Source organism: Pseudomonas japonica, from assembly GCF_900188455.1.
GTDB classification, from domain to species: Bacteria; Pseudomonadota; Gammaproteobacteria; order Pseudomonadales; family Pseudomonadaceae; genus Aquipseudomonas; species Aquipseudomonas japonica.
On the sequence record NZ_FZOL01000006.1, the window covers coordinates 189,855 to 214,480 of the forward strand.

At 63.5% G+C, this 24,626-nt stretch carries 22 protein-coding genes; 7 read left to right on the forward strand and 15 right to left on the reverse strand.

Annotated elements, in window-relative coordinates; genetic code table 11:
• Positions 1 to 84: 84 nt before the first annotated feature.
• The 3 genes from CHB99_RS10135 to gcl form a co-directional block, all read right to left on the reverse strand.
• Positions 85 to 978, reverse strand: coding sequence for a 2-hydroxy-3-oxopropionate reductase (locus CHB99_RS10135; protein ID WP_042123214.1), 894 nt, complete (start codon positions 976 to 978; stop codon positions 85 to 87).
• Positions 979 to 1,153: 175 nt separating this feature from the next.
• Positions 1,154 to 1,936: a hydroxypyruvate isomerase gene (gene hyi / locus CHB99_RS10140; protein WP_042123223.1), complete on the reverse strand. Its 783-nt coding sequence runs from the start codon at positions 1,934 to 1,936 to the stop codon at positions 1,154 to 1,156.
• A 57-nt stretch (positions 1,937 to 1,993) separates the two neighbouring features.
• Positions 1,994 to 3,769: a glyoxylate carboligase gene (gene gcl / locus CHB99_RS10145; RefSeq protein ID WP_042123226.1), complete on the reverse strand. Its 1,776-nt coding sequence runs from the start codon at positions 3,767 to 3,769 to the stop codon at positions 1,994 to 1,996.
• A 246-nt stretch (positions 3,770 to 4,015) separates the two neighbouring features.
• Here gcl and CHB99_RS10150 point away from each other — a divergent pair, with 246 nt between their 5' ends.
• Positions 4,016 to 4,456 (forward strand): GlcG/HbpS family heme-binding protein, encoded by a 441-nt coding sequence (locus tag CHB99_RS10150; RefSeq protein WP_042123228.1) that lies wholly within the window; start codon positions 4,016 to 4,018, stop codon positions 4,454 to 4,456.
• A 123-nt stretch (positions 4,457 to 4,579) separates the two neighbouring features.
• Here CHB99_RS10150 and CHB99_RS10155 read toward each other — a convergent pair whose 3' ends face one another.
• Positions 4,580 to 5,188: a TetR/AcrR family transcriptional regulator gene (locus tag CHB99_RS10155; protein ID WP_042123229.1), complete on the reverse strand. Its 609-nt coding sequence runs from the start codon at positions 5,186 to 5,188 to the stop codon at positions 4,580 to 4,582.
• A 189-nt stretch (positions 5,189 to 5,377) separates the two neighbouring features.
• On the opposite strand from CHB99_RS10155, the gene CHB99_RS10160 reads away from it, so the two are divergent.
• Both CHB99_RS10160 and CHB99_RS10165 read left to right on the forward strand, forming a co-directional pair.
• Complete coding sequence (locus tag CHB99_RS10160; protein WP_042123231.1) at positions 5,378 to 6,286, forward strand: DUF808 domain-containing protein; 909 nt, start codon at positions 5,378 to 5,380, stop codon at positions 6,284 to 6,286.
• A 76-nt stretch (positions 6,287 to 6,362) separates the two neighbouring features.
• Positions 6,363 to 9,197, forward strand: a complete 2,835-nt coding sequence (locus CHB99_RS10165; protein WP_167335847.1) for an RHS repeat-associated core domain-containing protein — start codon at positions 6,363 to 6,365, stop codon at positions 9,195 to 9,197.
• A gap of 194 nt (positions 9,198 to 9,391) precedes the next feature.
• On the opposite strand, the gene CHB99_RS10170 is transcribed toward CHB99_RS10165, so the two are convergent.
• The 7 genes from CHB99_RS10170 to puuE form a co-directional block, all read right to left on the reverse strand.
• Positions 9,392 to 10,162: an outer membrane protein OmpK gene (locus tag CHB99_RS10170; protein WP_042123232.1), complete on the reverse strand. Its 771-nt coding sequence runs from the start codon at positions 10,160 to 10,162 to the stop codon at positions 9,392 to 9,394.
• Between the two features lie 356 nt (positions 10,163 to 10,518).
• Complete coding sequence (locus tag CHB99_RS10175; RefSeq protein WP_042123235.1) at positions 10,519 to 11,304, reverse strand: outer membrane protein OmpK; 786 nt, start codon at positions 11,302 to 11,304, stop codon at positions 10,519 to 10,521.
• A gap of 137 nt (positions 11,305 to 11,441) precedes the next feature.
• A complete protein-coding gene (locus tag CHB99_RS10180; RefSeq protein ID WP_042123236.1) occupies positions 11,442 to 12,797 on the reverse strand; it encodes a nucleobase:cation symporter-2 family protein in 1,356 nt (451 codons plus the stop codon).
• A gap of 121 nt (positions 12,798 to 12,918) precedes the next feature.
• A complete protein-coding gene (locus CHB99_RS10185; RefSeq protein WP_042123238.1) occupies positions 12,919 to 14,283 on the reverse strand; it encodes a urate hydroxylase PuuD in 1,365 nt (454 codons plus the stop codon).
• A gap of 50 nt (positions 14,284 to 14,333) precedes the next feature.
• Entirely contained in the window at positions 14,334 to 14,837 is a 504-nt protein-coding gene (locus CHB99_RS10190) for an ureidoglycolate lyase (RefSeq protein WP_042123240.1), read from the reverse strand.
• Between the two features lie 63 nt (positions 14,838 to 14,900).
• On the reverse strand, positions 14,901 to 15,416 hold the full coding sequence (uraD, locus tag CHB99_RS10195) for a 2-oxo-4-hydroxy-4-carboxy-5-ureidoimidazoline decarboxylase (protein WP_042123241.1): 516 nt from the start codon (positions 15,414 to 15,416) through the stop codon (positions 14,901 to 14,903).
• Positions 15,413 to 16,342, reverse strand: a complete 930-nt coding sequence (gene puuE / locus CHB99_RS10200; protein WP_042123242.1) for an allantoinase PuuE — start codon at positions 16,340 to 16,342, stop codon at positions 15,413 to 15,415. Before puuE ends, uraD begins: the two co-directional genes overlap by 4 nt.
• Positions 16,343 to 16,731: 389 nt before the next feature.
• On the opposite strand from puuE, the gene uraH reads away from it, so the two are divergent.
• The gene (gene uraH / locus CHB99_RS10205) at positions 16,732 to 17,085 is read left to right on the forward strand and encodes a hydroxyisourate hydrolase (RefSeq protein WP_009396156.1); all 354 of its coding nucleotides are present in this window, start codon (positions 16,732 to 16,734) and stop codon (positions 17,083 to 17,085) included.
• A 38-nt stretch (positions 17,086 to 17,123) separates the two neighbouring features.
• On the opposite strand, the gene CHB99_RS10210 is transcribed toward uraH, so the two are convergent.
• Positions 17,124 to 17,960, reverse strand: a complete 837-nt coding sequence (locus CHB99_RS10210; protein WP_042123456.1) for an AraC family transcriptional regulator — start codon at positions 17,958 to 17,960, stop codon at positions 17,124 to 17,126.
• Positions 17,961 to 18,075: 115 nt separating this feature from the next.
• Between CHB99_RS10210 and CHB99_RS10215 the strand changes: the two genes are divergently transcribed.
• The gene (locus tag CHB99_RS10215; RefSeq protein ID WP_042123244.1) at positions 18,076 to 18,975 is read left to right on the forward strand and encodes an EamA family transporter; all 900 of its coding nucleotides are present in this window, start codon (positions 18,076 to 18,078) and stop codon (positions 18,973 to 18,975) included.
• A 46-nt stretch (positions 18,976 to 19,021) separates the two neighbouring features.
• Here CHB99_RS10215 and CHB99_RS10220 read toward each other — a convergent pair whose 3' ends face one another.
• Complete coding sequence (locus CHB99_RS10220; protein WP_245655593.1) at positions 19,022 to 20,308, reverse strand: NCS2 family permease; 1,287 nt, start codon at positions 20,306 to 20,308, stop codon at positions 19,022 to 19,024.
• Between the two features lie 418 nt (positions 20,309 to 20,726).
• On the opposite strand from CHB99_RS10220, the gene CHB99_RS10225 reads away from it, so the two are divergent.
• Entirely contained in the window at positions 20,727 to 21,497 is a 771-nt protein-coding gene (locus CHB99_RS10225; RefSeq protein ID WP_042123248.1) for a GntR family transcriptional regulator, read from the forward strand.
• 192 nt (positions 21,498 to 21,689) lie between these two features.
• Entirely contained in the window at positions 21,690 to 22,409 is a 720-nt protein-coding gene (aqpZ, locus tag CHB99_RS10230; RefSeq protein WP_042123250.1) for an aquaporin Z, read from the forward strand.
• On the opposite strand, the gene guaD is transcribed toward aqpZ, so the two are convergent.
• Complete coding sequence (gene guaD / locus CHB99_RS10235; protein WP_042123253.1) at positions 22,406 to 23,710, reverse strand: guanine deaminase; 1,305 nt, start codon at positions 23,708 to 23,710, stop codon at positions 22,406 to 22,408. The genes aqpZ and guaD overlap by 4 nt on opposite strands.
• A gap of 10 nt (positions 23,711 to 23,720) precedes the next feature.
• Positions 23,721 to 24,566 carry a xanthine dehydrogenase accessory protein XdhC gene (xdhC, locus tag CHB99_RS10240; RefSeq protein WP_042123256.1) on the reverse strand — a complete coding sequence of 282 codons (846 nt, stop codon included), beginning with the start codon at positions 24,564 to 24,566 and terminating at the stop codon, positions 23,721 to 23,723.
• Between the last annotated feature and the right edge of the window lie 60 nt (positions 24,567 to 24,626).

A 24,626-nucleotide genomic window follows, 5' to 3' on the forward strand; every position in this document is an offset into this window, starting at 1 on the left:
GCGGTGTTGCGCGGTTGCAACTGCCAGCCACAGGAGTGAAAGGGACGATGCGCGGCCCTTCACTCCGCGGCGTGCAGGTCTTGCTTACTTGTCGTCGCGGATCGAGAAGTTGGCCATGTGTTCCAGGCCCTTGATCAGCGCCGAGTGGTCCCAGTTCGCACCACCGATCGCGGCGCAGGTGCTGAACACCTGTTGCGCGTTGGAGGTGTTCGGCAGGTTGATGTTCAGCTCCTTGGCGCCTTGCAGGGCCAGGTTCAGGTCCTTCTGGTGCAGGCTGATGCGGAAGCCTGGATCGAAGGTGCCCTTGATCATGCGCTCGCCGTGCACTTCGAGGATCTTCGAGGAGGCGAAGCCGCCCATCAGTGCTTCGCGAACCTTGGCTGGATCGGCGCCGTTCTTGGCGGCGAACAGCAGGGCTTCGGCGACGGCCTGGATGTTCAGGGCGACGATGATCTGGTTGGCGACCTTGGCGGTCTGGCCGTCACCATTGCCACCGACGCGGGTGATGTTCTTGCCCATGGCCTGGAACAGCGGCAGGGTGCGCTCGAAGGCTTTCGGGCAGCCACCGACCATGATGCTCAGGGTCGCGGCCTTGGCACCGACTTCGCCGCCGGATACCGGGGCGTCGAGGTAGGCGGCGCCGGTGGCCTTGATCTTCTCGGCGAAGGCCTTGGTGGCGGTAGGCGAGATCGAGCTCATGTCGATCACGATCTTGTTCGGGCCGACGCCTTCGGCGACGCCGTTCTCACCGAACAGGACGCTTTCGACCTGCGGGGTGTCCGGGACCATGACGATGATGAATTCGGCTTCCTGGGCCACTTCCTTCGGGTTGGCCAGGGCCACCGCGCCAGCGGCGATCAGGTCGGCGGGAGCCGCGTCGTGGTGGGTGGTCAGGAACAGGCTGTGACCTGCTTTCTGCAGGTTCTGCGCCATTGGGCGGCCCATGATGCCGGTGCCGATGAAACCGATTTTAGCCATGAGAAATTGCCTCTTTTATTGGTGTGTCGCTGGCTGCTGCTGGGGACCTGTAGGAGCGTGGCTTGCCCGCGAAAGGACCGCAAAGCGGTCCCCGATAGCGGTAAGGTTGGGGACCGCTAACGCGGTCCTTCGCGGGCAAGCCACGCTCCTACGGCGAGCAGAGCGTGCAGCGCCTTTAGATCGCGTTATGGGTCTTCAACCAGCCCAGACCTTCCTCGGTGGTGGTCTTCGGCTTGTACTCCGCGCCCACCCAGCCCTGGTAGCCGATGCGGTCCAGGTGCTCGAACAGGAAGCGGTAGTTGATCTCGCCGGTGCCCGGTTCGTGACGGCCCGGGTTGTCGGCGAGCTGGATGTGGTTGATCTTCGCCAGGTTGGCTTCCACGGTCCGTGCCAGGTCACCTTCCATGATCTGCATGTGGTAGATGTCGTACTGCAGGAACAGGTTGTCGCTGCCCACCTCGGCCTGGATTTCCAGGGCCTGTTTGGTGGTGTTCAGGTAGAAGCCCGGGATGTCGCGGGTGTTGATCATTTCCATGACCAGCTTGATGCCCGCGGCCTGCAGTTTGTCGGCGGCGAACTTCAGGTTGTCGACGAAGGTCTTGCGCACGTCGGCGCACTGCAGTCCTTGTGGACGGATACCGGCCAGGCAGTTGACCTGGGTGTTGCCCAGGACCTTGGCGTAGGCGATGGCCAGCTCGACGCCGGTGCGGAATTCCTCGACCCGGGCCGGGTCGCAGGCGATGCCGCGGTCACCCTTGGCCCAGTCGCCGGCCGGCAGGTTGAACAGCACCTGGGTCAGGCCGTGGGCGTCGAGCAGTTGCTTGATCTCGGTCGCCGGGTAGTCGTACGGGAAAAGGTACTCGACACCACTGAAACCGGCGTCGGCGGCAGCCTTGAAGCGGGCCGTGAAGTCCTGTTCGGTGAACAGCATGGACAGGTTGGCGGCAAAACGTGGCATGGAATTCTCCTTGCTAGGTCGGGGCCCCGCACCCGAAGGGCGGGGCCGCACGGACGATCAGTCGAGCAGCGAAATCGCGGTCGGCGCGTCGTTGCCGACCAGGGCCAGGTCTTCGAATTCGTTGACCGCGTTGATTTCGGTACCCATGGAAATGTTGGTGACGCGCTCGAGAATCACCTCGACCACCACCGGCACGCGGAACTCTTCGGCCATCTTCTGGGCCTTGAGCAGGGCAGGGGCGATCTCGTCCGGGGTGAACACGCGCAGGGCCTTGCAACCCAGGCCTTCGACCACGGCGACGTGGTCGACACCGTAACCGTTGACGTCCGGCGCGTTGATGTTCTCGAACGCCAGTTGTACACAGTAATCCATCTCGAAACCACGCTGCGCCTGGCGGATCAGGCCGAGGTAGGCGTTGTTCACCAGGACGTGGACATACGGCAGGTTGAACTGCGCACCCACCGCCAGCTCTTCGATCATGAACTGGAAGTCATAGTCGCCGGACAGGGCCACGACCTTGCGGGTCGGGTCGGCCTTGACCACGCCGAGGGCTGCCGGAATGGTCCAGCCCAGCGGGCCGGCCTGGCCGCAGTTGATCCAGTGACGTGGCTTGTAGACGTGGAGGAACTGCGCGCCGGCGATCTGCGACAGACCGATGGTGCTGACGTAGCAGGTGTCCTTGCCGAACACTTCGTTCATTTCCTGGTACACGCGCTGCGGCTTGACCGGGACGTTGTCGAAGTTGGTCTTGCGCTGCAGGCTCGACTTGCGCGCCTGGCAGTCTTTCAGCCATTCGCCGCGGCACTTCAGCTTGCCGGCGGCTTTCCACTCGCGGGCCACTTCGAGGAACACGTCCAGTGCGGCGCCGGCGTCGGAAACGATGCCCAGGTCAGGGGTGAACACACGGCCGATCTGGGTCGGTTCGATGTCGACGTGAACGAACTTGCGGCCTTCGGTGTAGACGTCGACCGAACCGGTGTGACGGTTGGCCCAGCGGTTGCCGATACCGAACACCAGGTCGGATTTCAGCATCGTGGCGTTGCCGTAGCGGTGCGAGGTCTGCAGGCCGACCATGCCGACCATCAGTTCGTGGTCGTCAGGGATGGTGCCCCAGCCCATCAGGGTCGGTACGACTGGCACGCCGGTCAGCTCGGCGAATTCGACCAGCTTGTCGCTGGCGTCGGCGTTGATGATGCCGCCACCGGCGACCAGCAGCGGACGCTCGGCGTCATTGAGCATGGCCAGGGCTTTTTCCGCTTGCTTGCGGGTCGCGGCTGGCTTGGTGACAGGCAGCGGCTCGTAGGCATCGATGTCGAATTCGATCTCGGCCATCTGCACGTCGAACGGCAGGTCGATCAGCACGGGGCCAGGGCGGCCGGTGCGCATTTCGTAGAAGGCTTTCTGGAAGGCGTAGGGCACCTGGCCCGGTTCCAGGACGGTGGTCGCCCACTTGGTCACCGGCTTGACGATGCTGGTGATGTCGACGGCCTGGAAGTCTTCCTTGTGCAGGCGGGCACGCGGGGCCTGGCCGGTGATGCAGAGAATCGGGATGGAGTCGGCGGAGGCACTGTACAGACCGGTGACCATGTCGGTGCCGGCAGGGCCCGAGGTGCCGATGCACACGCCGATGTTGCCGGCCTTGGTGCGGGTGTAACCCTCGGCCATGTGCGAGGCGCCTTCAACGTGGCGAGCGAGGACGTGATCGATACCGCCGACTTTCTTCAGGGCCGAGTACAGCGGGTTGATCGCTGCACCAGGGATGCCAAACGCGGTTTCCACACCTTCGCGGCGCATCACCAGAACGGCTGCATCGATTGCTCTCATTTTGCTCATGGCTTTGTGCCTCATTGATGTTGTAATTGTATACAAACTGCTTTTCGCCAGAGTGTATTCACGGGATACGACTCTGGTCAATCCCTTTCATCGCCTATGGGCGAAATGCCGTAAAAATGGGGTTTGCGCGGGATCAGGCAATCAAGGTCGAATTATTGTATACAAAAAAATTCGCCATTGTGTTCTATTTGGTCTATCAATTTTTCACTTGCCCCCTGGGCTTCCAACAATCAAGAGGACCGTTTCATGAACGCATTGAGCTTGAAAGTCGCCGTTAGCCTGGTGAATGGCGCGCTGGCCGCGGGTCGCAAGATCTCCGCCGCGCCGCTGACTGTGGTGGTGCTGGATGCCGGTGGTCACCTGCTGACCCTGCAACGTGAGGATGGCGCCAGCCTGCTGCGGCCGCAGGTGGCGATGGGCAAGGCGTGGGGCGCGATCGCCCTGGGCAAGGGTTCGCGCCTGCTGGCGCTGGACGCGCAACAGCGCCCGGCGTTCTTCGCCGCGCTCAATGGCTTGGGTCAGAGCCCGGTGGTGCCGGCGCCGGGTGGCGTGCTGATTCGCAATGAAGCGGGCGTGGTGCTGGGGGCGATCGGGATCAGCGGGGATACGTCGGATATCGACGAGCAGTGCGCGATCACTGCGATCGAGGAGGCGGGATTGCGGGCGGATGCGGGGGTGGCGGCCTGATCTGAATCCTGTGTTGTAAGTACTGGCCTCATCGCGGGCAATGCCCGCTCCCACAGGGTTCGGCGGTGCGCGCGATCCTTGTGGGCGCCGGCGTTGCCGGCGATGAGGCCTTGAAGTCGAAAATCAGTTGTCCGGCGCACACCCCTTGAGCACCAGGCGAATGATCGTCTGCGCCGCCGCCTCGTAGTCGCTGTCATCCATCTTGGCCTTGCCGGTCACCACCGAGATCTGCCAGTCGAAATCGGCGTAGGTCTGGGTCGCGGCCCAGATGTTGAACATCAGGTGATGTGGGTCCACCGGAGCGATCTGGCCCTTGTCGATCCAGCGCTGGATACAGGCGATGTTGTGCCGGGCCTGGCCGTTCAACTGCTCGACCTGGCGCGGGCTCAGGTGCGGCGCACCATGCATGATCTCGCTGGCGAACACCTTGGAGGCGAACGGCAGATCGCGGGAGATGCGCACCTTGGAGCGGATATAGGCGCTCAATACTTCTTCCGGATCACCCTCGGCATTGAACGGCGTCGACGCCTGCATGATCGGCTCGATGATGCTTTCGAGCACCTCGCGGTAGAGGTTTTCCTTGGACTTGAAGTAGTAGTAGACGTTGGGCTTGGGCAGGCCGGCCTTGGCCGCGATGTCGCTGGTCTTGGTGGCGGCGAAGCCCTTGTCGGCGAATTCTTCACTGGCCGCGCGCAAAATCAGTTCTTTGTTGCGCTCGCGAATGCTGCTCATGGTGGCGCTGTTCCTTGGTCTCGGCCCGCTCCGTGGCAGGCCCGGGCAGGCGGTGGCGCATGGTAGCACCGGCCTCGCGCGCCGCTCAAGGCAAGGCCTTTGCCACGTCGATGGCAGCGATACAAGGTGTTCTGCGCGACGCGAACGGCTATCCTTCTGAAATCATTTCTTACACGAGATCCACCGAACATGGCAGGAAGCAGCCTACTTGTACTGATCGACGACATCGCCACGCTGCTCGATGACGTTTCCGTGATGACCAAGGTGGCGGCCAAGAAGACTGCCGGTGTTCTGGGAGACGACCTGGCGCTCAACGCGCAGCAGGTTTCCGGTGTGCGCGCCGAGCGGGAAATCCCCGTGGTCTGGGCGGTGGCCAAGGGCTCGTTCGTCAACAAGCTGATCCTGGTGCCGGCGGCCTTGCTGATCAGCGCCTTCATTCCCTGGGCGGTGACGCCGCTGCTGATGCTCGGCGGTGCCTATCTGTGCTTCGAGGGCTTCGAGAAGCTGGCGCACAAGTACCTGCACAGTGCCGAGGAGACCGAGGCCGAGCATGCCGCGCTGACGGCTGCGGCGGCCGATCCGGCGGTCGACCTGGTGAGCTACGAGAAGGACAAGATCAAGGGCGCGATCCGCACCGACTTCATTCTCTCCGCGGAAATCATCGCCATCACCCTCGGCACCGTCGCCGACGCGCCGCTGACCCAGCAGATCATCGTGCTGTCCGGCATCGCCCTGGTCATGACCGTCGGTGTCTATGGCCTGGTGGCGGGCATCGTCAAGCTGGACGATCTCGGCCTGTGGCTGACCCAGACCTCCAAAGGCGTCGGCAAGGCCATCGGCCAGGGCATCCTGCGGGCCGCGCCGTACCTGATGAAGACCTTGTCGGTGGTCGGCACCGCAGCGATGTTCCTGGTCGGTGGCGGCATTCTCGTGCACGGCATCGCGCCGCTGCACCATGCCGTGGAAGCGTTCAGCGCGGACAACGGCGGGGCGCTGACCTCGACGCTGATCAACGGCGTGCTGGGTGTGGTCGCCGGTGCCGTGGTGCTGGCCGTGGTCGCCGGCGTCGGCAAGCTGTGGAAGGCGCTGCGCGGCTGACTGGTATTTTTGTCAGGTTCCAGCGCGGCCGCATCCGGCCATACTGGCGTCCACCGAGGACCGGGGGATGCCAGGCATGTCGTCGAGTCGTCAGCTTCATCAGCACACGCCCGCCTTGTCGGTGAGCGACCCGCGCGGGGCGCAGGTACGGGTCGTCGCCTACTGCCGCGCGGTGGCGCAGACGCCGGCGGTGGCGCGGATCACCGCCTATGCATTCGATGTCCAGGGCCGCGATGTCGCCGCGCGCGATCCGCGGGCCTGGAACAACGCTGGCGTGGCCAATCGCACCTCGCTGTATTCCCTCTCCGGACGTGTCCTGCTGACCGACAGCAGCGATGCCGGCTGGCGGCTGGCGCTGTTCACCGAGGCGGGGCCGGCCAGTCGGGCCTGGGACAGTCGCGATTCATCCTTTCACACCGAGTACGACGGGCTGCTGCGGGCAATAGCCTTGCATGAACAGGCCGCCGGCGAGTCCTCACGAGTGGTCGAGCGCCTGCAGTACGCCGGTGCCGACCTGACCTTGCGCAACCAGTGCGGCCGCTTGCTGCGCCATGACGATCCGGCCGGTACGGTGCTGTTCGACGACTATGCGCTGGGCGGTCAGTTGCGGCTGCAGCGCCGCCGCTTTCTGCAGCAAGCGCAAGCTCCGGACTGGCCCGTCGATGCGGCGGCGCGCGATGCCCTGCTGGAACCCGGCGCGGGCTACATCAGCGAGACCCGCTGCAATCCGCTCGGCGATCCGCTGCTGCGCATCGATGCCCTCGGCAACCGCCACGAACTGATCCTCGACCAGGCCGGCGCCCTGCGCCGTTCGACCCTGCAAACGGTCGACAGCGAGCAGCCGCGAACCGTGCGCGATGCGATCCGCCACGATGCCATGGGCCGGGTGATCAGCGAGACGGCGGGCAACGGAGTGGTCACCGAGCGCGACTTCTGCCCCCGCGACGGCCGCCTGCGGCGCCAGTTGGCAAGGCTGCCGGGACAGGCGGCGCTGCAGGACCTGCGGTATGAGTACGACCCGAAGGGCAATGTGCTGAGCATCGAGGACCTGTCGCAGCCGATCACCTTCTACCGCAACCAGCGCGTCGCCGCGCAGCAGGTCATGGCCTACGATTCGCTCTGCCAACTGATCGAGGCTCGCGGCGTGGAAGTCGATCAGCCCTCCCACGGCCCCGGATTGCCGCCGCTGCACGGCTTGCCGCTGGATCCGACGCGACTGGTCAATTACCTGCAACGGTTTGAATACGACGCCGCCGGCAACCTGCTGCAGCGCTCCCACGAGCATGCCGCCGGCCTGCGCATGGCGGTGGCGGGCAGCAGCAATCGCGCACTGCCGGCACGCGCGGACGGCAGCCTGCCCGATGAGGCCGAGATCGCCGCCGCCCACGATGGCTGCGGCAATCTGCTGCGGCTGGAGGGCGTCGCCGCGCTGCGCTGGAATCCGCGCAATCAGTTGGCTGAAGTCCGCCAGGTCCTGCGCGGGTCCGGCAACGATGATCGGGAACACTACGTGTACGCGGCGGATGGCAATCGGGTGCGCAAGGTGACGGTGGCCCAGGCGCACTCCCGCAGCCTGCTGGCCGAGGTGCGCTATCTGCCGGGGCTGGAGTTGCATCACCGGGTTGGCGGCGAAATCCGCCAGGTGCTGCAGGTCGATGAGCATCTGCGGGTCTCGGACCAGCAGTGGCGCTACAGCCTTGGCGATCAGTTGGGTTCGATCGCCCTGGAGCTGGATGGCGAGGGCGCCTTGCTCAGTCGCGAAGCCTTCTACCCGTTCGGCGGCACGGCCGTCTGGGCGGCGCGCAGTGCGGTGCAGGGCGAACGCAAGACCCAGCGTTACTGCGGCAAGGAGCGCGATGCCAGCGGCCTGTACTGCTTTGGCCTGCGCTATTACGCGCCGTGGCTGGCGCGCTGGACCAGCAGCGACCCGCTGGGCGAGGCGGACGGGCTGAACCGCTACCGGATGGTGCTGAACAACCCCGTGAGCCTGCGCGATGCCGCGGGCGGTTACGCGATACCGGCGGTGCCCCTCCCGGACATACCGACCCAGGCCCACTTCTTCTGGACAGGCTCGGCGATTCCGTCGGCCAACCTGTACAACGCCCTCATGTTCAAGGAGCAGAACCCCGACTGGCAGGTAAACGTCTGGACGCCCAGGCAGAGCAACTACACCTCGACCCTGCTGGCCATGGAGGACAGCCCGCAGCCGGCGGAGCGTGATCTGGCCCGCGCCCATGGCGGCTCGCTGACGGTCAGGTCGCCGGACGAGATGTTCGACGACTTGGCCCATTGGCATCCGCAGGCACACCAGATCAGGAGTCTGTATGCCAGGGAGAGCAACGGTGCGTTCAGGAATCCGGCGGCCGCGAGCGATATCGGCCGGCTGGCGAGCACCTATACCTATGGCGGTCTCTACATGGATTTCGATGTGGCCGTGGGGGAGGCCATCGACCTGTCGTCCGCCAGCGGTGACTTCTTCCTGCACACCCGGGGTGCCCAGGTCAGCAATAGCGTGATGGCCGCGCTGCCTGGCTCGGGTACCGGGCGCGAGTTGCTGGATCGCCTGCTGCACGAGTACTCGCCGCAGTCCGAGAAGAACCTCGGCGGTCTGAACGCGGGCTGGGACACCAAGCGCAGCACGCCCGGCAATGGCCTGTTCTCGCGCTGGCGCTTGACCATGCACATGAGCGGTCCGTCGATGATCCGCCCGGTGCTGGGCGAAGGGCGGATCCGCCGCGATCAGGAAGGCCTGCCGACACAGACGTTCCATGGCCGCAAAGCGGTCCCCGCAGTGGACAAGGTGCAGACGCGGGATCTGGCGAGCCTGTTTTTCGCCGGCTACGATCCGGCCATCAATGCCGAGGGCCAGTGGACTGCGGTCCGTCCCGGACGGCGCTCGTCCATCGGTTGAGCGGGGCCGTTCTGGCGAGCGTACGCGCTGCATGCCGCTGGCTTGTGGCGTTGGTCATTGTCGGGGGAGGTGTTGCCGGGAGGGGGATCGCGACGCCAGCGGGAATCGACGCTGGCGCCGCGATCGTCCACCGGGCTGATGGGAGTCAGGCCCGGGTTGGAAGCCGCCGCCGGCGATCCGGCGGCGGATGACGCTTAGAAGTGCACCTTGACCAGGAAGCTCGCGGTGTTCTGGTTGGTGTCGAAGTAGCGGGTGTCCTGGATCCCGTACTTGTCGCTCCAGTAGTCGTATTCGAAACCGACGTAGAGCTGCTTCTCACCGAAGTTCAGCGCCTTGCCCAGGTCGTACTTGACCTGTGGGTTGAAGTGCAGGTTGGCGTGGTAGCTCTTGTCGTTGTCCACCACCCAGTCCATGAAGCCGTCGATCAGGATGTCGGAGTTGCCGACGGGGATGGTGTAGGCCCAGACCGGGGTGATCTGCCAGACGTTGTCGCCGTCGCGCTTGCCTTCGGTGTGGCGGTTGTAGAAGTTCAGCTGGAAGTAGTCGAAGCCCGGGATGGCCAGGTCGAAGCCAGGACCGATCAGGTAGGACTCGGTATCGCCTTCGCCGAACTCGTAGGTCATCGCCAGCAGCACGTCCTTGACCGGGCCGAACTCCAGCTTCTGGTCGAAGATCTTGCCGAACGACAGGCGCGGGCTGAACTCGCCGTAGTAGGTGTTCGGGCCGTTGAGCCCGTCTTTCTGGCCGTTGTAGAAGATCTTGTCGATGAACAGGAAGTTGTCACCGTACTTCCAGGCATCGGCGTGCTCGAAGGTGACGGTCTGCTGGATCTCCGGATTGACGGCGAAATTCTTGCCCCACAGATAGGTCAGGCTGTTGTTCTGCCATTGCAGCAGGTCGCCGGCCATGGCGCCGTTGGCAGCCAGCAGACCGCTGGCGAGAATCAGGCTCTTGGTAAAACGCATCGCGTTGCTCCCTTTTTTCCGTTTGCGACGCTCTTGTAATGGCGTCGTCGGGTTAGTTTTATTGTCTTTCAAGTCAGGTTTTTTCGATTGGCCACAGCAACATGGCAAGAGCTGGGCCAACCTTCCCGGCTGGATGCAGCACTCCTGCTCGACGTCTTACTGAACAGATGAAAAACGGTCTTCGTACTGGCCTTACGCCTGCCAACCGCCCGAAATCATTGACTGAACGGTCAGCAAACGCGGGCGGAATCCTTCCGCCCCGATCGAGGGGGCGCGCAGATTACTGGCTTGCGCGCTGACCCTCAAGTGCTCCTTCCTGGAGCAGGTGGTGCTAAAGCTGTGCGATTGATCAAGTTTTAGAAATGCACCTTGACCAACGCACTGGTCACGCTCTGGTTGGTATCGAGGCGATTGCTGTTCTCGATGCCGTATTTGTCCTTCCAGTAGCTGTACTCGATACCCACGTACAGTTGTTTGGCTCCCCAGTTCAGGGCCTTGCCCAGGTCGTACTTGACCTGTGGGTTGAACTGCAGGTTGGCGTGGTAGGTGCCCCGGCGGGTCTCGTCGTTGTCCACCACCCAGTCGATGTAGCCGTCGAACAGGATGTCGGACTTGCCCACGGGGATGGTGTAGGACCAGGACGGGGTGATCTGCCAGACGCGGTCACCCGGGCGGCTGCCCTCGGTGTTACGCTGGTAGAAGTTCAGGTTGAAATAGTTGAAGCCGGGAATCGCCAGCTCGAAGCCGGGGCCGATCAGATAGGCCTCGTTGTCGCCTTCGCCGGACTCGTAGGTCATGGCCAGGAGAACGTCCTTGATCGGGCCGAATTCGAGCTTCGTGTCGAAGATCTTGCCGAACGACAGGCGTGGGCTGAACTCGCCGTAGTAGGTGGTCGTGCCTTTGTTGCGGTCGGCCTGGCCGTTGTAGAAGATCTTGTCGATGAACAGGAAGGTGTCGCCGTACTTCCACTTGTTCGCGTGTTCGAAGGTAATCGTCTGCTGGATCGACGGGTTGACCTGGAAGTCCTTGCCGTACAAGTAGGTCAGGCTTTCGCCGTGCCACTGGATCAGATCCCCCGCTACCGCTGGAAGTGTCGCCAGCAAGCTGCTGCCCAGGAGAAGGGAAGTGGTGGTGCGTTTCATGTTGTGATTCCCGGCTGATTATTATTGTTCGTTGCGGTTTTTTCGGCGCGAAGCGCCCCGGACGACCCGCTCCCACGGGTCGACGGTGCTGCGTATTGCTCGGGGTGGAACCGGGCGGCAAGGGCGCCGCCCAAGGCTCAATGCGAGTGGCTGGCTTCGTTGTGCGCGGCGCGTTCGGCCCCGCCAAGAATGTTGAACAGCAGGTTCAGCACCAGGGCGCTGACCGTGGCCATGGCGATGCCGCTATGGGTGATGGGTTCCATCCACTGTGGCATCTGCGCGAAGAACTCCGGACGCACCACGGGAATCAGGCCCATGCCCACGCTGACCGCGACCAGCAACTGGTTGCGACGGTCGGCGATGTCGGCTTCCTGGAGGATCTTGATCCCGGTGGCGGTGACCATGCCGAACATGGCGATCGACGCACCGCCCAGCACCGCCGGCGGAATCGAGGCGATCAGGAAGGCCGCCTTGGGCAGCAGGCTGAGCAGGATCAGGAAGGCGCCGGCGACCACGGTGACATAGCGGCAGCGCACCCCGGTCATCTGCACCAGGCCGATGTTCTGGGCGAACGAGGAGTGGGTGAAGGTGTTGAAAAAACCGGCGACAAAGGACGCGCCGGCGTCGCACATCAAGCCGCGACGAAGCATGCCCGGGGTGACTTCACGATCGGTCACCTTGCCCAGGGCGAGGAACATGCCGGTGGATTCGACGAAGATGATCACCACCACCAGGCACATGGAAAGAATTGGCGCGAGGCTGAAGGTCGGCATGCCGAAGTGCAGCGGAGTGACGACCTGCAGCCACGGCGCTTCGTCCAGTCCGGACAGGTCGACCATGCCGATGGAGCCGGCGAGGATGTAGCCCAGGCCCATGCCGATCAGCACCGACACGTTGACCCAGAAACCACGCATGAAACGGTTGACCAGGAGGATGGTCAGCAGCACCAGGGCGGCGACCGCCAGGTAGATCGGCGAGCCGAACGTCTCGGCGCTGGCACCGCCGCCAGCCCAGTTGACCGCTACCGGGAACAGCGACAGGCCGATCGAGGTGATGACCGTGCCGGTCACCAGTGGCGGGAAGAAGCGCACCACCTTGGACATGAACGGCGCAATCAGCATGCCGAAGAAACCGGCGGCGATGGTTGCTCCGAAGATGCCCTGCAGGCCGACACCAGGCATCCCGGCCATGGCCACCATGCTGCCGACGGCGGCGAAACTGGCGCCCATCATCACCGGCATGCGGATACCGACAGCACCAATGCCGAACGACTGGACCATGGTGGCGACACCAGCGACCAGCAGATCGGCATTGATCAGGAAAGCGATTTCTTCTCGGGAGAGTCCGGCAGCCTGACCGATGATCAGCGGCACCGCGATAGCGCCTCCGTACATCAGCAGCACGTGCTGCAGACCGACGAGGATCAGTTGCAGCAGGGGCAGGGGCTGTCGTGGCGGCGCATCGGGGATGTACGCCTGGCGTGACTCGGACATGCAGCACCTCGAGTTTTGTTGTTATTTTTTGAGCCGCGATCCCTGGCGGCGGGCTTGGAAAAGCCCGTGGTTCCCGCCCGGGATGCGCGTGAAGCTTGCAGCGATGAAGCGATGGTGCGGATCAGTTGACCGGGGCGCCCTTGGCGATCCAGTCACCGACCAGTTTGCGTTCCTCGGCCGTCATCTGGGTGATGTTGCCCAGTGGCATGATCTGGCTGGCGACGGCCTGGGCCTGGATACGCGGAGCCATGGCCTGGATCTGTTGCGGGGTATCGAGCATCACGCCGGCTGGCGCGGTGCTGAACAGCGGGCTGGTCGGCTTGGCCGAATGGCACACGGTGCAACGTTCCTGGATGACGCTGTGGATCTTGTCGAAACCACCACCGGCAGCCTGCGCCGCGGCGGTCGCCTGGGCTGGCGCTTCGGCGGGAGCGGCAGGCGCGGCAGGTTCGGCCGGCTTGGCCTGGGCGGCCTGCCAGGCGGCGGCTTGCTCTTCCTCGGCTTTCTCGGCGGCGGTCTTGCCACCCAGAGCGGTTTCCGGCAGCGGCTGGTACTCGACCTTCGCGGCAGCCTGCTCAGGCGCGGTCGGCATCGGCTTCGGACCGGTGACGTAGGCCAGGCAGATCATCGCCAGGGCGCCGACTGGCAGGGCCCAGGCGTACTTGTTGCTGTCGTGGCGGGTGTTGAAGTAGTGGCGGATAAGGACCGCAGCTACCGCGATACCGGCCAGGATCGCCCAGTTGTATTCGCTGCCGTAGGTGCTCGGGAAGTGGTTGCTGATCATGATGAACAGCACCGGCAGGGTGAAGTAGTTGTTGTGACGCGAGCGCAGCAGACCCTTGGCCGGCAGTACCGGATCCGGGGTGGTGTTGGCTTCGATCGCGGCCACCAGCTGGCGCTGCGCCGGCATGATGGTGCGGAACACGTTGCCGACCATGATGGTGCCGATGATCGCGCCGGTGTGCAGGTACGCGCCACGACCGCTGAACACCTGGCTGAAGCCGAAGCACGCCGCGATGATCAGGACGAACAGGACCAGGCCGAGCAGGGCGGGTTGCTTGCCCAGTGGCGAGTCGCAGAGGAAGTCGTAGATGAACCAGCCGGCGATCAGCGAGGCGACACCGATGGTCACGCCTTCGAAGCCGGTCAGGGTGCTGCCCGGTTTCAGCAGGTACAGCGTCGGCTGCCAGTAGAACACCAGGCACAGCAGGGCGATCCCGGACATCCAGGTGAAGTAGGCTTCCCATTTGAACCAGTGCAGGTTCTCCGGCATCTTCGGCGGGGCCAGCTTGTATTTCTCCAGGTGGTAGATACCGCCACCGTGGATCGCCCAAAGGTCGCCCGACAGCCCGTCACGCGGGTTGGCGCGGTTCAGGTTGTTTTCCAGCCAGACGAAGTAGAACGACGCGCCGATCCAGGCCACGCCGGTGATCATGTGAACCCAGCGCACGCTCAGGTTCAGCCATTCCAACAGATGTGCTTCCACAGTCTTGTACCTCTGTGCCGGTCACCGCGGGGGCGATGGCCAGCCTTCTCTTATTGGTGGGGATTGAGGATCAGTTGCTCATCCTCGGTAAAGAAATGCTCGTCGCAGTTGTTGCCGGAACCACTGCGATCAACCACCAGGAAGTCATCCCGCTTTTCGATCGTCAGCACCGGGTGGTGCCAGACGCCGCGATGGTAATTGACGCCCTGCCTGCCATTGCTCATGAAGGCACGGACGTGACCTGATACAGGTGCATCGCCAACCGGCGCGACCACGATCAGAAAGGGGTTGCCGAGCAGCGGAATGAAAGCCTGGCTGCCCAGCGGATGGCGTTCCAGCATGCGTACGGTCAGCGGCATGTCCAGCGCGTCGGCGCGGAAGATGCTGATGATCGCCTTGTCTTCCGGCTGCGCGGTCTCGACCGTCGCCAGCTTGTGGAAGCGCATGGTCGAGCCGTTGTTGATCATGAAGTGGTCGCTGCCGTCGGTTTCGATCACGTCACCGAATTGGGCGAAGGCTTCTTTGGTCAGGGGCTCGATCACAAGAGTACGCATGCTTTTATTCTCTGAATTCTGTGTTGTTGTCAGGCTACGGGCGCCGGCAGACCGGCGCGGGTCTTACAGTTGCAGCAGGCGGAACAGGGCGATCAGGTTGATCTGCGCCAGGGCTTCCTTGAACTCGGTCTCTGCATCGTTGTGGATGCGGGTTTCGAAGGAGGCGAGGATCTGGTGCCGGTTGCTGCCCTTCACCGCCATGATGAACGGGAACTTGAATTTCGCTTTGTAGGCGTCGTTGAGTTCGGTGAAGCGGGTGAACTCTTCGGCGGTGCACTGGTGGATACCGGCGCCGGCCTGTTCGTTGGTGCTCGACTCGGTCAGCTCACCCTGGATCGCGGCCTTGCCGGCGAGGTCCGGGTGAGCGTTGATCAGCGCCAGCTGGGCGGCGTGGTCGGCGCTGAGGAGGATGTCGCTCATGCGCTGGTGCAGGTTCTCGATCTGATCCAGTTCCGCCAGCTGACCCAGGTCGTAGGCTTTCTCGGCGACCCAGGGCGAGTGCTCGTAGATGTCGGCGAAGGCCTCGACGAACGCGGCGCGGTCCAGGGTCGAAGGGGTCAGGGTCTTGAAAGCGGTCATTTCGCGGTCTCGGCTTGGAAAGGGTGGGTGGCGTGCCAGTGGCGGGCAATGTCCACGCGACGGGCGAACCAGACCTGGTCGTGGCTCTTGGCGTAGTCGATGAAGCGCTTGAGCGCGGCCAGGCGTGCCGGACGGCCGACCAGGCGGCAGTGCAGGCCGATGGAGAGCATCTTCGGTGCTTCGGCGCCTTCCTCGTAGAGCACGTCGAAGGCGTCCTTCAGGTACTGGAAGAACTGCTCGCCGCAGTTGAAGCCCTGGACCTGGGTGAAGCGCATGTCGTTGGTGTCCAGGGTGTAGGGGATCACCAGGTGCGGCTTGCCGGTCGGGTTGTTCGGCTCCCAGTAGGGCAGGTCGTCGTCGTAGGTGTCGCTGTCGTAGAGGAAGCCGCCTTCCTCCATGACCAGGCGGCGGGTGTTCGGCCCGGTGCGGCCGGTGTACCAGCCCAGCGGACGTTCGCCGGTGAGTTCGGTGAGGATGCGGATGGCTTCGAGCATGTGCTCGCGTTCCTGGGCCTCGTCCATGTACTGGTAGTCGATCCAGCGGTAGCCGTGGCTGCAGATCTCGTGGCCGGCCTCGACCATGGCGCGGATCACGTCCGGGTGGCGCTGGGCGGCCATGGCCACGGCGAAGACGGTCAGCGGCACGCCGCTATCCTTGAACAGCTTGAGCAGGCGCCAGACGCCGGCGCGGCTACCGTATTCGTACAGCGATTCCATGCTCATGTTGCGCGCGCCCTGCAGTGGCTGGGCAGCGACCATCTCGGACAGGAAGGCTTCGGATTCCTTGTCGCCGTGAAGAATGTTGCGCTCGCCACCTTCTTCGTAATTGAGCACGAAAGACAGCGCAACGCGGGCATTCCCCGGCCAGTGCGGATGGGGAGGGGTATTGCCGTAACCGATCAGGTCGCGAGGGTAGTCAGCGCTCACTGCAGTCTTCCTTCTTGTTCGTCAAAGCGGAGGGTGGTGGCGTGCGCGAGATTGCGTGGGGCCACGACGATGGAGTGATTGTATACAACTTTATTTACGATTTGTAAGCCTGTTTTTTCCCTTTTCTTTCTCCCTTCGTCTATAGAGGGGTGTGCAAGAAACCTGCCTTATTGGTCAGCTAATGACGGCGACGTCTATATAGGCCATGGCTTTGCGACTAATGGCGTATTTCCAGGGGCGGGTAGAACTGAATCGGAAAATCGCAAGAAAAATTGTGTACAATTTTTCAGGAAAGTGTCTTAATGCGTTCACAGCCGCTTGCTGCCGTGTTTCTCCGAGGTGCAGGCGGGTATTTTCTGCCCATAGAGTGAACAAGAGGCGAGCGAGCAATGGGACGTTTGACCACGCATGTACTGGATGCCGCGCATGGCTGCCCTGGCAGTTCGATCAAGGTCGAGCTGTACCGGGTCGAAGGCCAGCAACTGGAGCTGGTGACCACTGCCCTGACCAACAGCGATGGCCGCGTCGACGCGCCGCTGCTGCAGGGTGACGACTACCGCAGCGGTGTCTACCAGTTGCAGTTCAGCGCCGGTGACTACTACCGCGCCCGTGGTGTGCAACTGCCCGAGCCGGCGTTTCTTGACGTCGTGGTGCTGCGCTTCGGCATCAATGACAAGCAGGATCACTACCATGTGCCGCTGCTGATCTCGCCTTACAGTTACTCGACCTATCGCGGAAGCTAGTTGGTCGCTAGATGAATCTTCGTAGGTCCTTGGCCCGCTCACACTGGCGGGCTTTTTTTCGTCCGCGTTTTTTGTCCTGCGCTCAGCGGGCTCATCGCTGAACGCCCCGGAAAGTACTGGCTTGGCACCTCGCCGAGGACGCCCTTGAATACCGTCGAGAAGGCGCTGGGACTGCTGTAGCCAAGCTCCATCGCCACCCGTGTGACGGAGTCGCCGTTGCCCAGCAGGACAATGGCCGCCAGCAGGCAGGCCTGCTGCCGCCATTCGAGGAAGCTGATGCCCGTGTGCTGGCGAAACTGCCGGGTGAACGTGCGACGGCTCATGCCAGCGCGCTGCGCCATGTCGTCGATCCCGATACCCAGCGAGGGCGCGGCGAGAAATTCGCGACAGGCCGTCGCAAGGCGTGGCTCATCGGGCAGGGGGGCATTGAGCGACAGCGGCGGCATGCTGGCCATTTCATGCAGCAGCAGCCCCATCAGGTGGCCATTGCGTTCCTCGCTGGGGGCATGGGTGGGGGCTTCGGTTGCGCTCGCCAGCAACTGCTTCAGCAACGGCGACACGCCGAAGACCTGGCAGGATAGGGGAAGCCCCACGCGCTGCGCGGCCTGTGGACGCACATAGGTATTGAGCATCGTCACGGGGCCACGCATCTGCATGGCGTGAGGAAGACCCGCCGGCACCCAGATCGCTCTCAATGGCGGGACGGCCCAGTTGCCCCTGTCGGTTTCCACGGTGATGACGCCACAGGCGGCGTAGGCAAACTGGCCGCGGCGGTGGCTATGGCTTGGAAACAACTCGCCATCGGCGTAGTCCCTTCTGGTCACCACAACATCGCAGGGCGTCTCTGGGTAGATGTCGGTAGCTGTCATGTGCATGGCCCGGTTCTGTCTCTGATTGACCTTGAATTGAAAGCGGGCCATCCATGGTCGAGGCACATTGGCATGGACGTCAAGGCGCTCCGCCATGACCGCAGAAAAGACCGCCAGACCCATGCACAGAAAACACCTGATTCTCGCCGTGTGCGTCACGGCCGTGTGGGGAGCCAACTTCCCGATCACCAAACTGGGCCTTGCCCGAATCGATCCCCTGCTGCTGACGGCCATTCGCTTTGCGCTTGCGGCCTTTCCCTGGATTTTCCTGGTCAAGCGTCCTCGCATCGCCATCCGCTGGCTCGCCGCTTATGGACTGATCTTCGGCGTAGCCATGTGGGCCCTGATCAATCTGGGAATAGCCATGGGCGTGCCACCCGGCAGCGCGTCGCTGCTGATTCAGTTCAGTGCGTTCTTCACCCTGGGCTGGGGCGTCCTGTTGTTCCGCGAAGCCCTGACATGGCCGCAGTTGCTCGGCATGGCGCTGGCCGCGCTCGGCCTGATCGGAATACTCATGGGAAGTCCGGGAAACGCTACGACGATGGGCTTTCTGCTGGTGATGATCAGTGCCTTGGCCTGGAGCATCGGCAACGTGATCATCAAGGTCTCCCGGGTGAAGGAGATCTTTGCCTTCGTGGTGTGGGCCAGTCTTTTTCCGCCGATCCCCTTGCTGTTGCTGACCTGGTATCTGCATGGCCCGGCGCCGTTTTTCACATTGGCGTCCCAGGTGAACGCGGTTGCGGTTTTCTCACTGGCCTTTCAGGTCTATGCCGCCACGCACTTCTGCTATTGGGGATGGAATCTCCTGCTGCGCGAATATCCAGCGTCGAAGGTGGCGCCTCTGTCGCTGCTGATTCCTGTCTTTGGAACCGTCTGTTCGGTCTTCATCGTCCATCAGGCGCCGGGCAGGTGGGAGTGGATTTCCATGGCGCTGATTCTGGCGGCACTCGCCATCGGCATGCGCAAGGGGCGTGCGGTGCTGGGGGGCAAGGCGGCATCTTCGCCGCCATGGCTGAAATGAAAAAGCCCCACCCGAAGGTGAGGCTCCCTGTTGCCGCCGCTTCCCGTCAGAGGAAGATGAACTTGGCGATGAAGATCGCGCACAGCACCCACAGGCTGGCGGAAATCTCCTTGTGCTTGCCGGTGAAGGCCTTCAGCACCACGTAGGTGATGAAGCCCATGGCGATGCCATCGGCGACCGAGAAGGTCAGCGGCATCATGATCACCGTGACGATCGCCGGGATGCTGTCGGTGGCTTCATCCCACTCGATATGCGCCATGCTGCCCATCATCAGCATCGCCACATAGATCAGCGCGCCAGCGGTGGCATACGCCGGAATCATGCCGGCCAGCGGAGCGAAGAACATCGCCGCGACGAACAGCAGACCCACCACCACCGCGGTCAGGCCGGTACGCCCACCGGCGGCCACGCCCGCGGCGCTCTCCACATAGCTGGTCACCGGCGGCACACCGACCACCGCACCGAACACGCTCGACGCACTGTCCGCCTTCAGGGCGCGGGACAGGTTTTCGATGCGCCCGTCGGCATTCACCAGGTTGGCGCGTTGCGCCACGCCCATCAGGGTCCCGGCGGTGTCGAACATGTGCACGAAGAGGAACGCCAGGACCACGGCGATCATGCTGACGTTGAACACCCCGACCACATCCATGGCCATCCAGGTCGGCGCCAGGCTCGGTGGCAGCGAGAACACCCCGCCGTATTCCACCAGGCCCAGGCCCCAGCCGGCCAGGGTCACGCTGATGATGCTGATGAGGATCGCGCCGAACACCCGGTGGTAGCTGAGCACCGCGATCATCAGGAAGCACACTGCCGCCAGCAGCGGACCGGCCTCGTTGAGATGACCGAGCTTGATCAGGGTGGCCGGGCTGTCGACGACGATGCCCGCGGTTTTCAAGCCGATCAGTCCGAGAAACAATCCGACGCCGGCGCCCATGGCGTGACGAAGGCTGACCGGGATGCTGTTGAGCAGCCATTCGCGCACGCGGGAAAGGGTCAGGAACATGAACAGCACCCCGGAAACGAACACCGCGCCCAGCGCGGCCTCCCAGGTGTAGCCCATGGTCCCGACCACGGTGTAGGTGAAGAAGGCGTTCAGGCCCATGCCGGGTGCCAGCCCGACCGGCCAGTTGGCGTAGAGTCCCATCAGCAGGCAGCCGAGAGCGGCGGCGATGCAGGTGGCGACGAAGGCCGCACCGTGATCGATGCCGGCATCGGCCATGATGTTGGGGTTGACGAAGATGATGTAGGCCATGGTGATGAAGGTCGTCAGGCCGGCGATCATTTCGGTGCGTATGGTGGTGCCGTGTTGCTTGAGTTTGAAAATCCGTTCCATCCAGCTCGTTTCGAGCGGTGGCGCGAGATCCAGCGTAGGTGCGTCGGATTTGCGGCTTTCCACAGCGAGTACTCCTCAAGTCTTTCTTGTTTTTTCAGAGCTGGTCCTGCGCTAATCACTCGGGGCTCTGCGAGGGAAGGTGTTTGGCGAAGCATCCTGATTAGTTGACTCAAAAGTCAGGTTGCTGCCGGTGGATTATGCTTTTGTATACAAATAATGCAAATACTGTTTTATTAGATGTGCGCACATTCCTGGTCGCAGGGGCTATAACGAACCACCGTGCCTGCAGAAATGCCGTTTGCTGTGTACAATGCGGCAATACCTTCTGCCGTTAATTTTCTACCCAGGACTTGCCATCGCCCCACTGGCTGGTATTACAGTCGAGGTCCGATCGGTGAATCTTCGTGCGCGAGTGCCCATGAACGAACAGCTACAACCCCTCAAGAAAACCCCGCGGGCCGGCAAGACCGGTGGCCGCAGCGGCACCCAGGATGACATCGTCTACGCGCATATCTTCGAAGCCATCCTCGAACAACGGCTGGCACCGGGTACCAAGTTGAGTGAGGAAGCACTGGGCGAGATCTTCGGCGTCAGCCGCACCATCATCCGCCGCGCGCTGTCGCGTCTGGCCCATGAAAGCGTGGTCCTGCTGCGGCCCAATCGCGGCGCGGTAGTCGCCAGCCCGACCGTCGAGGAAGCCCGCCAGGTGTTCTTCTCGCGGCGCATGGTGGAGCGGGCGATCACCGAGCTCGCCGTGCAGCACGCCACCGCCGAGCAACTCAACGAACTGCGCGAGATGGTCCGCGAAGAGCGCGACAGCTTCTCCCGTGGCGATCGTGGCGCCGGTATCCGTCTCTCCGGCGAATTCCACCTCAAGCTCGCCGAAGCCGCCGGCAATGCGCCGCTGATCAGCTTCCAGCGCAGCCTGGTGTCGCAGACCTCGCTGATCATCGCCCAGTACGAAAGCGGCAACCGTTCGCACTGCTCCTATGACGAGCACATGCAGCTGATCGATGCCATCGAGGCCCGCGACGCGGCCAAGGCGGTGGACCTGATGATGCATCACATGGACCACATCGACAGCAAGCTCAACCTCGACGAGGAAAGCGCCTCGGACGACCTGCACGCGGTGTTCTCGCACCTGCTGCAGAGCAAGAAACGCGGCAGTTCGGTACCGGCCAAGGGCTGATCCCTTCGACGCCAGAGCGGGGCCGTTGCGCTGTCACCATTGAGGTGGCAGCGCAACGGCCCCGTTTCGTTTGCAGCCCCGGCTGGCGGGCGTTTGCCGCTCTGCTAGATTGATTCTGCTACAGGTCCGCAAACCTTCATCAAGGCAGTAGGGCTTGCGCTTATTGGCGTACCGCTTCTTGAGGACTGACAGATGTCTATGCCCCTTGGCAAACGCATGGTGGCTGAATTGATAGGGACATTCTGGCTGGTGTTGGGTGGTTGTGGCAGTGCGGTGCTGGCGGCGTCGTTTCCGTCCGGTACCACTATGGTCGGCATTGGCCTGGTGGGCGTGTCCATCGCCTTCGGCCTGACGGTCCTGACCATGGCGTTCGCCATCGGTCATATCTCCGGTTGTCATCTCAATCCCGCGGTATCGCTGGGGCTGGTGGTGGGCGGGCGCTTTCCGGCGCGGGAACTGCTGCCCTACATCGTCGCCCAGGTGATCGGCGCCATCGCCGCCGCGGCGCTGATCTACCTCATTGCCAGCGGCAAGGCCGGTTTCGAGCTGTCGTCGGGGCTGGCGTCCAACGGCTACGGCGAGCATTCGCCGCAGGGCTATTCGTTGGCGGCGGGATTCGCCAGTGAAGTGGTGATGACCGCGATGTTCATCCTGATCATCATGGGTGCCACCGACCCGCGCGCCCCGGCGGGCTTCGCGCCGATCGCCATCGGTCTGGCGCTGACCCTGATCCACCTGATCTCCATTCCCGTGACCAACACCTCGGTCAACCCGGCGCGCAGCACCGGGCCGGCCTTGTTGGTGGGCGGTTGGGCGATCCAGCAACTGTGGTTGTTCTGGGTGGCGCCGCTGATCGGAGCGGTGATCGGCGGCGCGGTGTATCGCGGCGTGTTCGGCGCAGCGAAAACCTAGCGCTGGTGTACGCAGTTGCCGGCGGCAAAGGTCTGCCGAATGGTCCGGTCATCCCCCAGGGTGGTCAGCACGAACAGCGTCTCCTCGATGCTGTTCGACTGCTGCAACCGGTAATCCAGCAACGGCGTGGCCTTGTAGTCGAGCACCACGAAGTCGGCATCGTTGCCGGCCTTCAGGCTGCCGATCCGGTCATCCAGGCTCAGCGCCCGGGCACCGCCCAGCGTCGCCAGGTAAAGCGACTTGAACGGATGCAGGCGCGCGCCCTGCAGCTGCATGACCTTGTACGCTTCGTTCAGGGTGTTGAGCAGCGAGAAGCTGGTGCCGGCGCCGACATCGGTGCCCAGGCCGACCTTGACCTTGAACTGCTCGGCCTGGGGCAGGTTGAACAGGCCGCTGCCGAGGAACAGGTTGGAGGTCGGGCAGAACGCCACGGCCGAGCCGGTCTCGGCCAGGCGCTGGCATTCGGCGTCGCACAGGTGCACGCCGTGGGCGAATACCGAGCGCTCGCCGAGCAGCTTGAAGTGGTCGTACACGTCCAGGTAGCCGTTCTGCTCGGGGAACAGCGATTTCACCCAGTCGATTTCCTTGAGGTTCTCGCTCAGGTGGGTGTGCATGTACAGGCCGTCGTACTCGCCCAGCAGTTGCCCGGCCAGCTGCAGTTGCTCCGGGGTGCTAGTCGGGGCGAAGCGTGGGGTCACCGCGTAGTGCAGGCGGCCCTTGCCGTGCCAGCGCTCGATCAGCGCCTTGCTCTCGGCGTAGCCGGATTCGGCGGTGTCGGTCAGGTAGTCCGGGGCATTGCGGTCCATCATCACCTTGCCGGCGATCATCCGCAGGTCGAGGCGTTCGGCTTGCTCGAAGAAGGCGTTCACCGACTCCGGATGCACGCTGCCGAACACCAGCGCGGTGGTGGTGCCGTTGCGCAGCAGTTCCTCGATGAAGATCTTCGCCACCTTGTCGGCATGGGCCTTGTCGGCGAACTGCTTCTCGCAGGGGAAGGTGTAGGTGTTCAACCAGTCCAGCAGTTGCTCGCCGTAAGAGCCGATCATGCCGGTCTGCGGGAAGTGGATATGGGTATCGATGAAGCCCGGGGTGATCAGGCTGTCCTGGTAGTGCACCACCTCGATATCGGCGGGCAGGCTCGGCAGCAGCTCACTGGCATGGCCCAGGGCGCTGATCTTGCCCTGGTCGACCACCAGCAGGCCGTCCTCGAAATACTCGAAGGAATTCTCCACACCCACGTCGGCGGGGTCGGCGATGCTGTGCAGGAGGGCGGATCGGTAGGCTTTGCGGGTTGCGCTCATAACGGTCTCGTCAGATGGCGTGGCTGCGCCGCGAGGGCGGCAGCAGTTGGGCGATGGGTTCAGCGTTCACGGCCGGGTTGTGCTGGCCGAAGCTGGCGTTGTAGGTGGCGATGATCTCGGCGGCGATGGACACGGCGATCTCGATCGGCAGCTTGCCCTTGACCTCGGCCAGGCCCATCGGGCAACGCATGCGTTGCATGCGCTCGGCGTCGAAGCCGCGGTCGCGCAGGCGGTGCTCGAACTTGGCGCGCTTGGTCTTCGAGCCGATCAGGCCGAACCAGGTGAAGTCGTTGCGCTTGAGGATGGCGGCGGTGAGTTCCAGGTCGAGCTGGTGGTTGTGGGTCATGACGATGCAATAGCTGCCCGGGGGCAGTTCGTCGACCTCATCGACCGGCTCTTCGCTGACGATCTTGCTGACCCCGGCGGGGAGGGTCTCGGGGAATTCCTGCTCGCGCGAATCGATCCAGCGTACCCGGCAGGGCAGCGCGGCGAGCAAGGGTACCAGAGCGCGGCCGACATGGCCCGCGCCGAACACGGCGATCTGTGCCTGCACCGCGCCCATGGGTTCGAACAACAGCACGGTGGCGCCGCCGCAGCACTGGCCGAGGCTGGCGCCCAGGCTGAAGCGCTCCAGGTGCGGTGCTTCGCGGCCTTCGGCGAGCATCTGGCGGGCGATGTGCATGGCCTTGTATTCCAGATGGCCGCCGCCGATGGTGTCGAACAGCTGGAAGGCACTGACCACCATCTTCGAGCCGGCGTTGCGCGGGGTCGAGCCGCGCTCTTCGATGATGGTCACCAGGACACAGGGTTCGCCCTGGGCCTGAAGGTCGGCGAGGGCGTTGATCCATTGATGCATGATGTGGGTCCTCGGTTGTCATCAGTGCGACCGCTTCGCGGTCGTTCGCGGGCAAGCCAC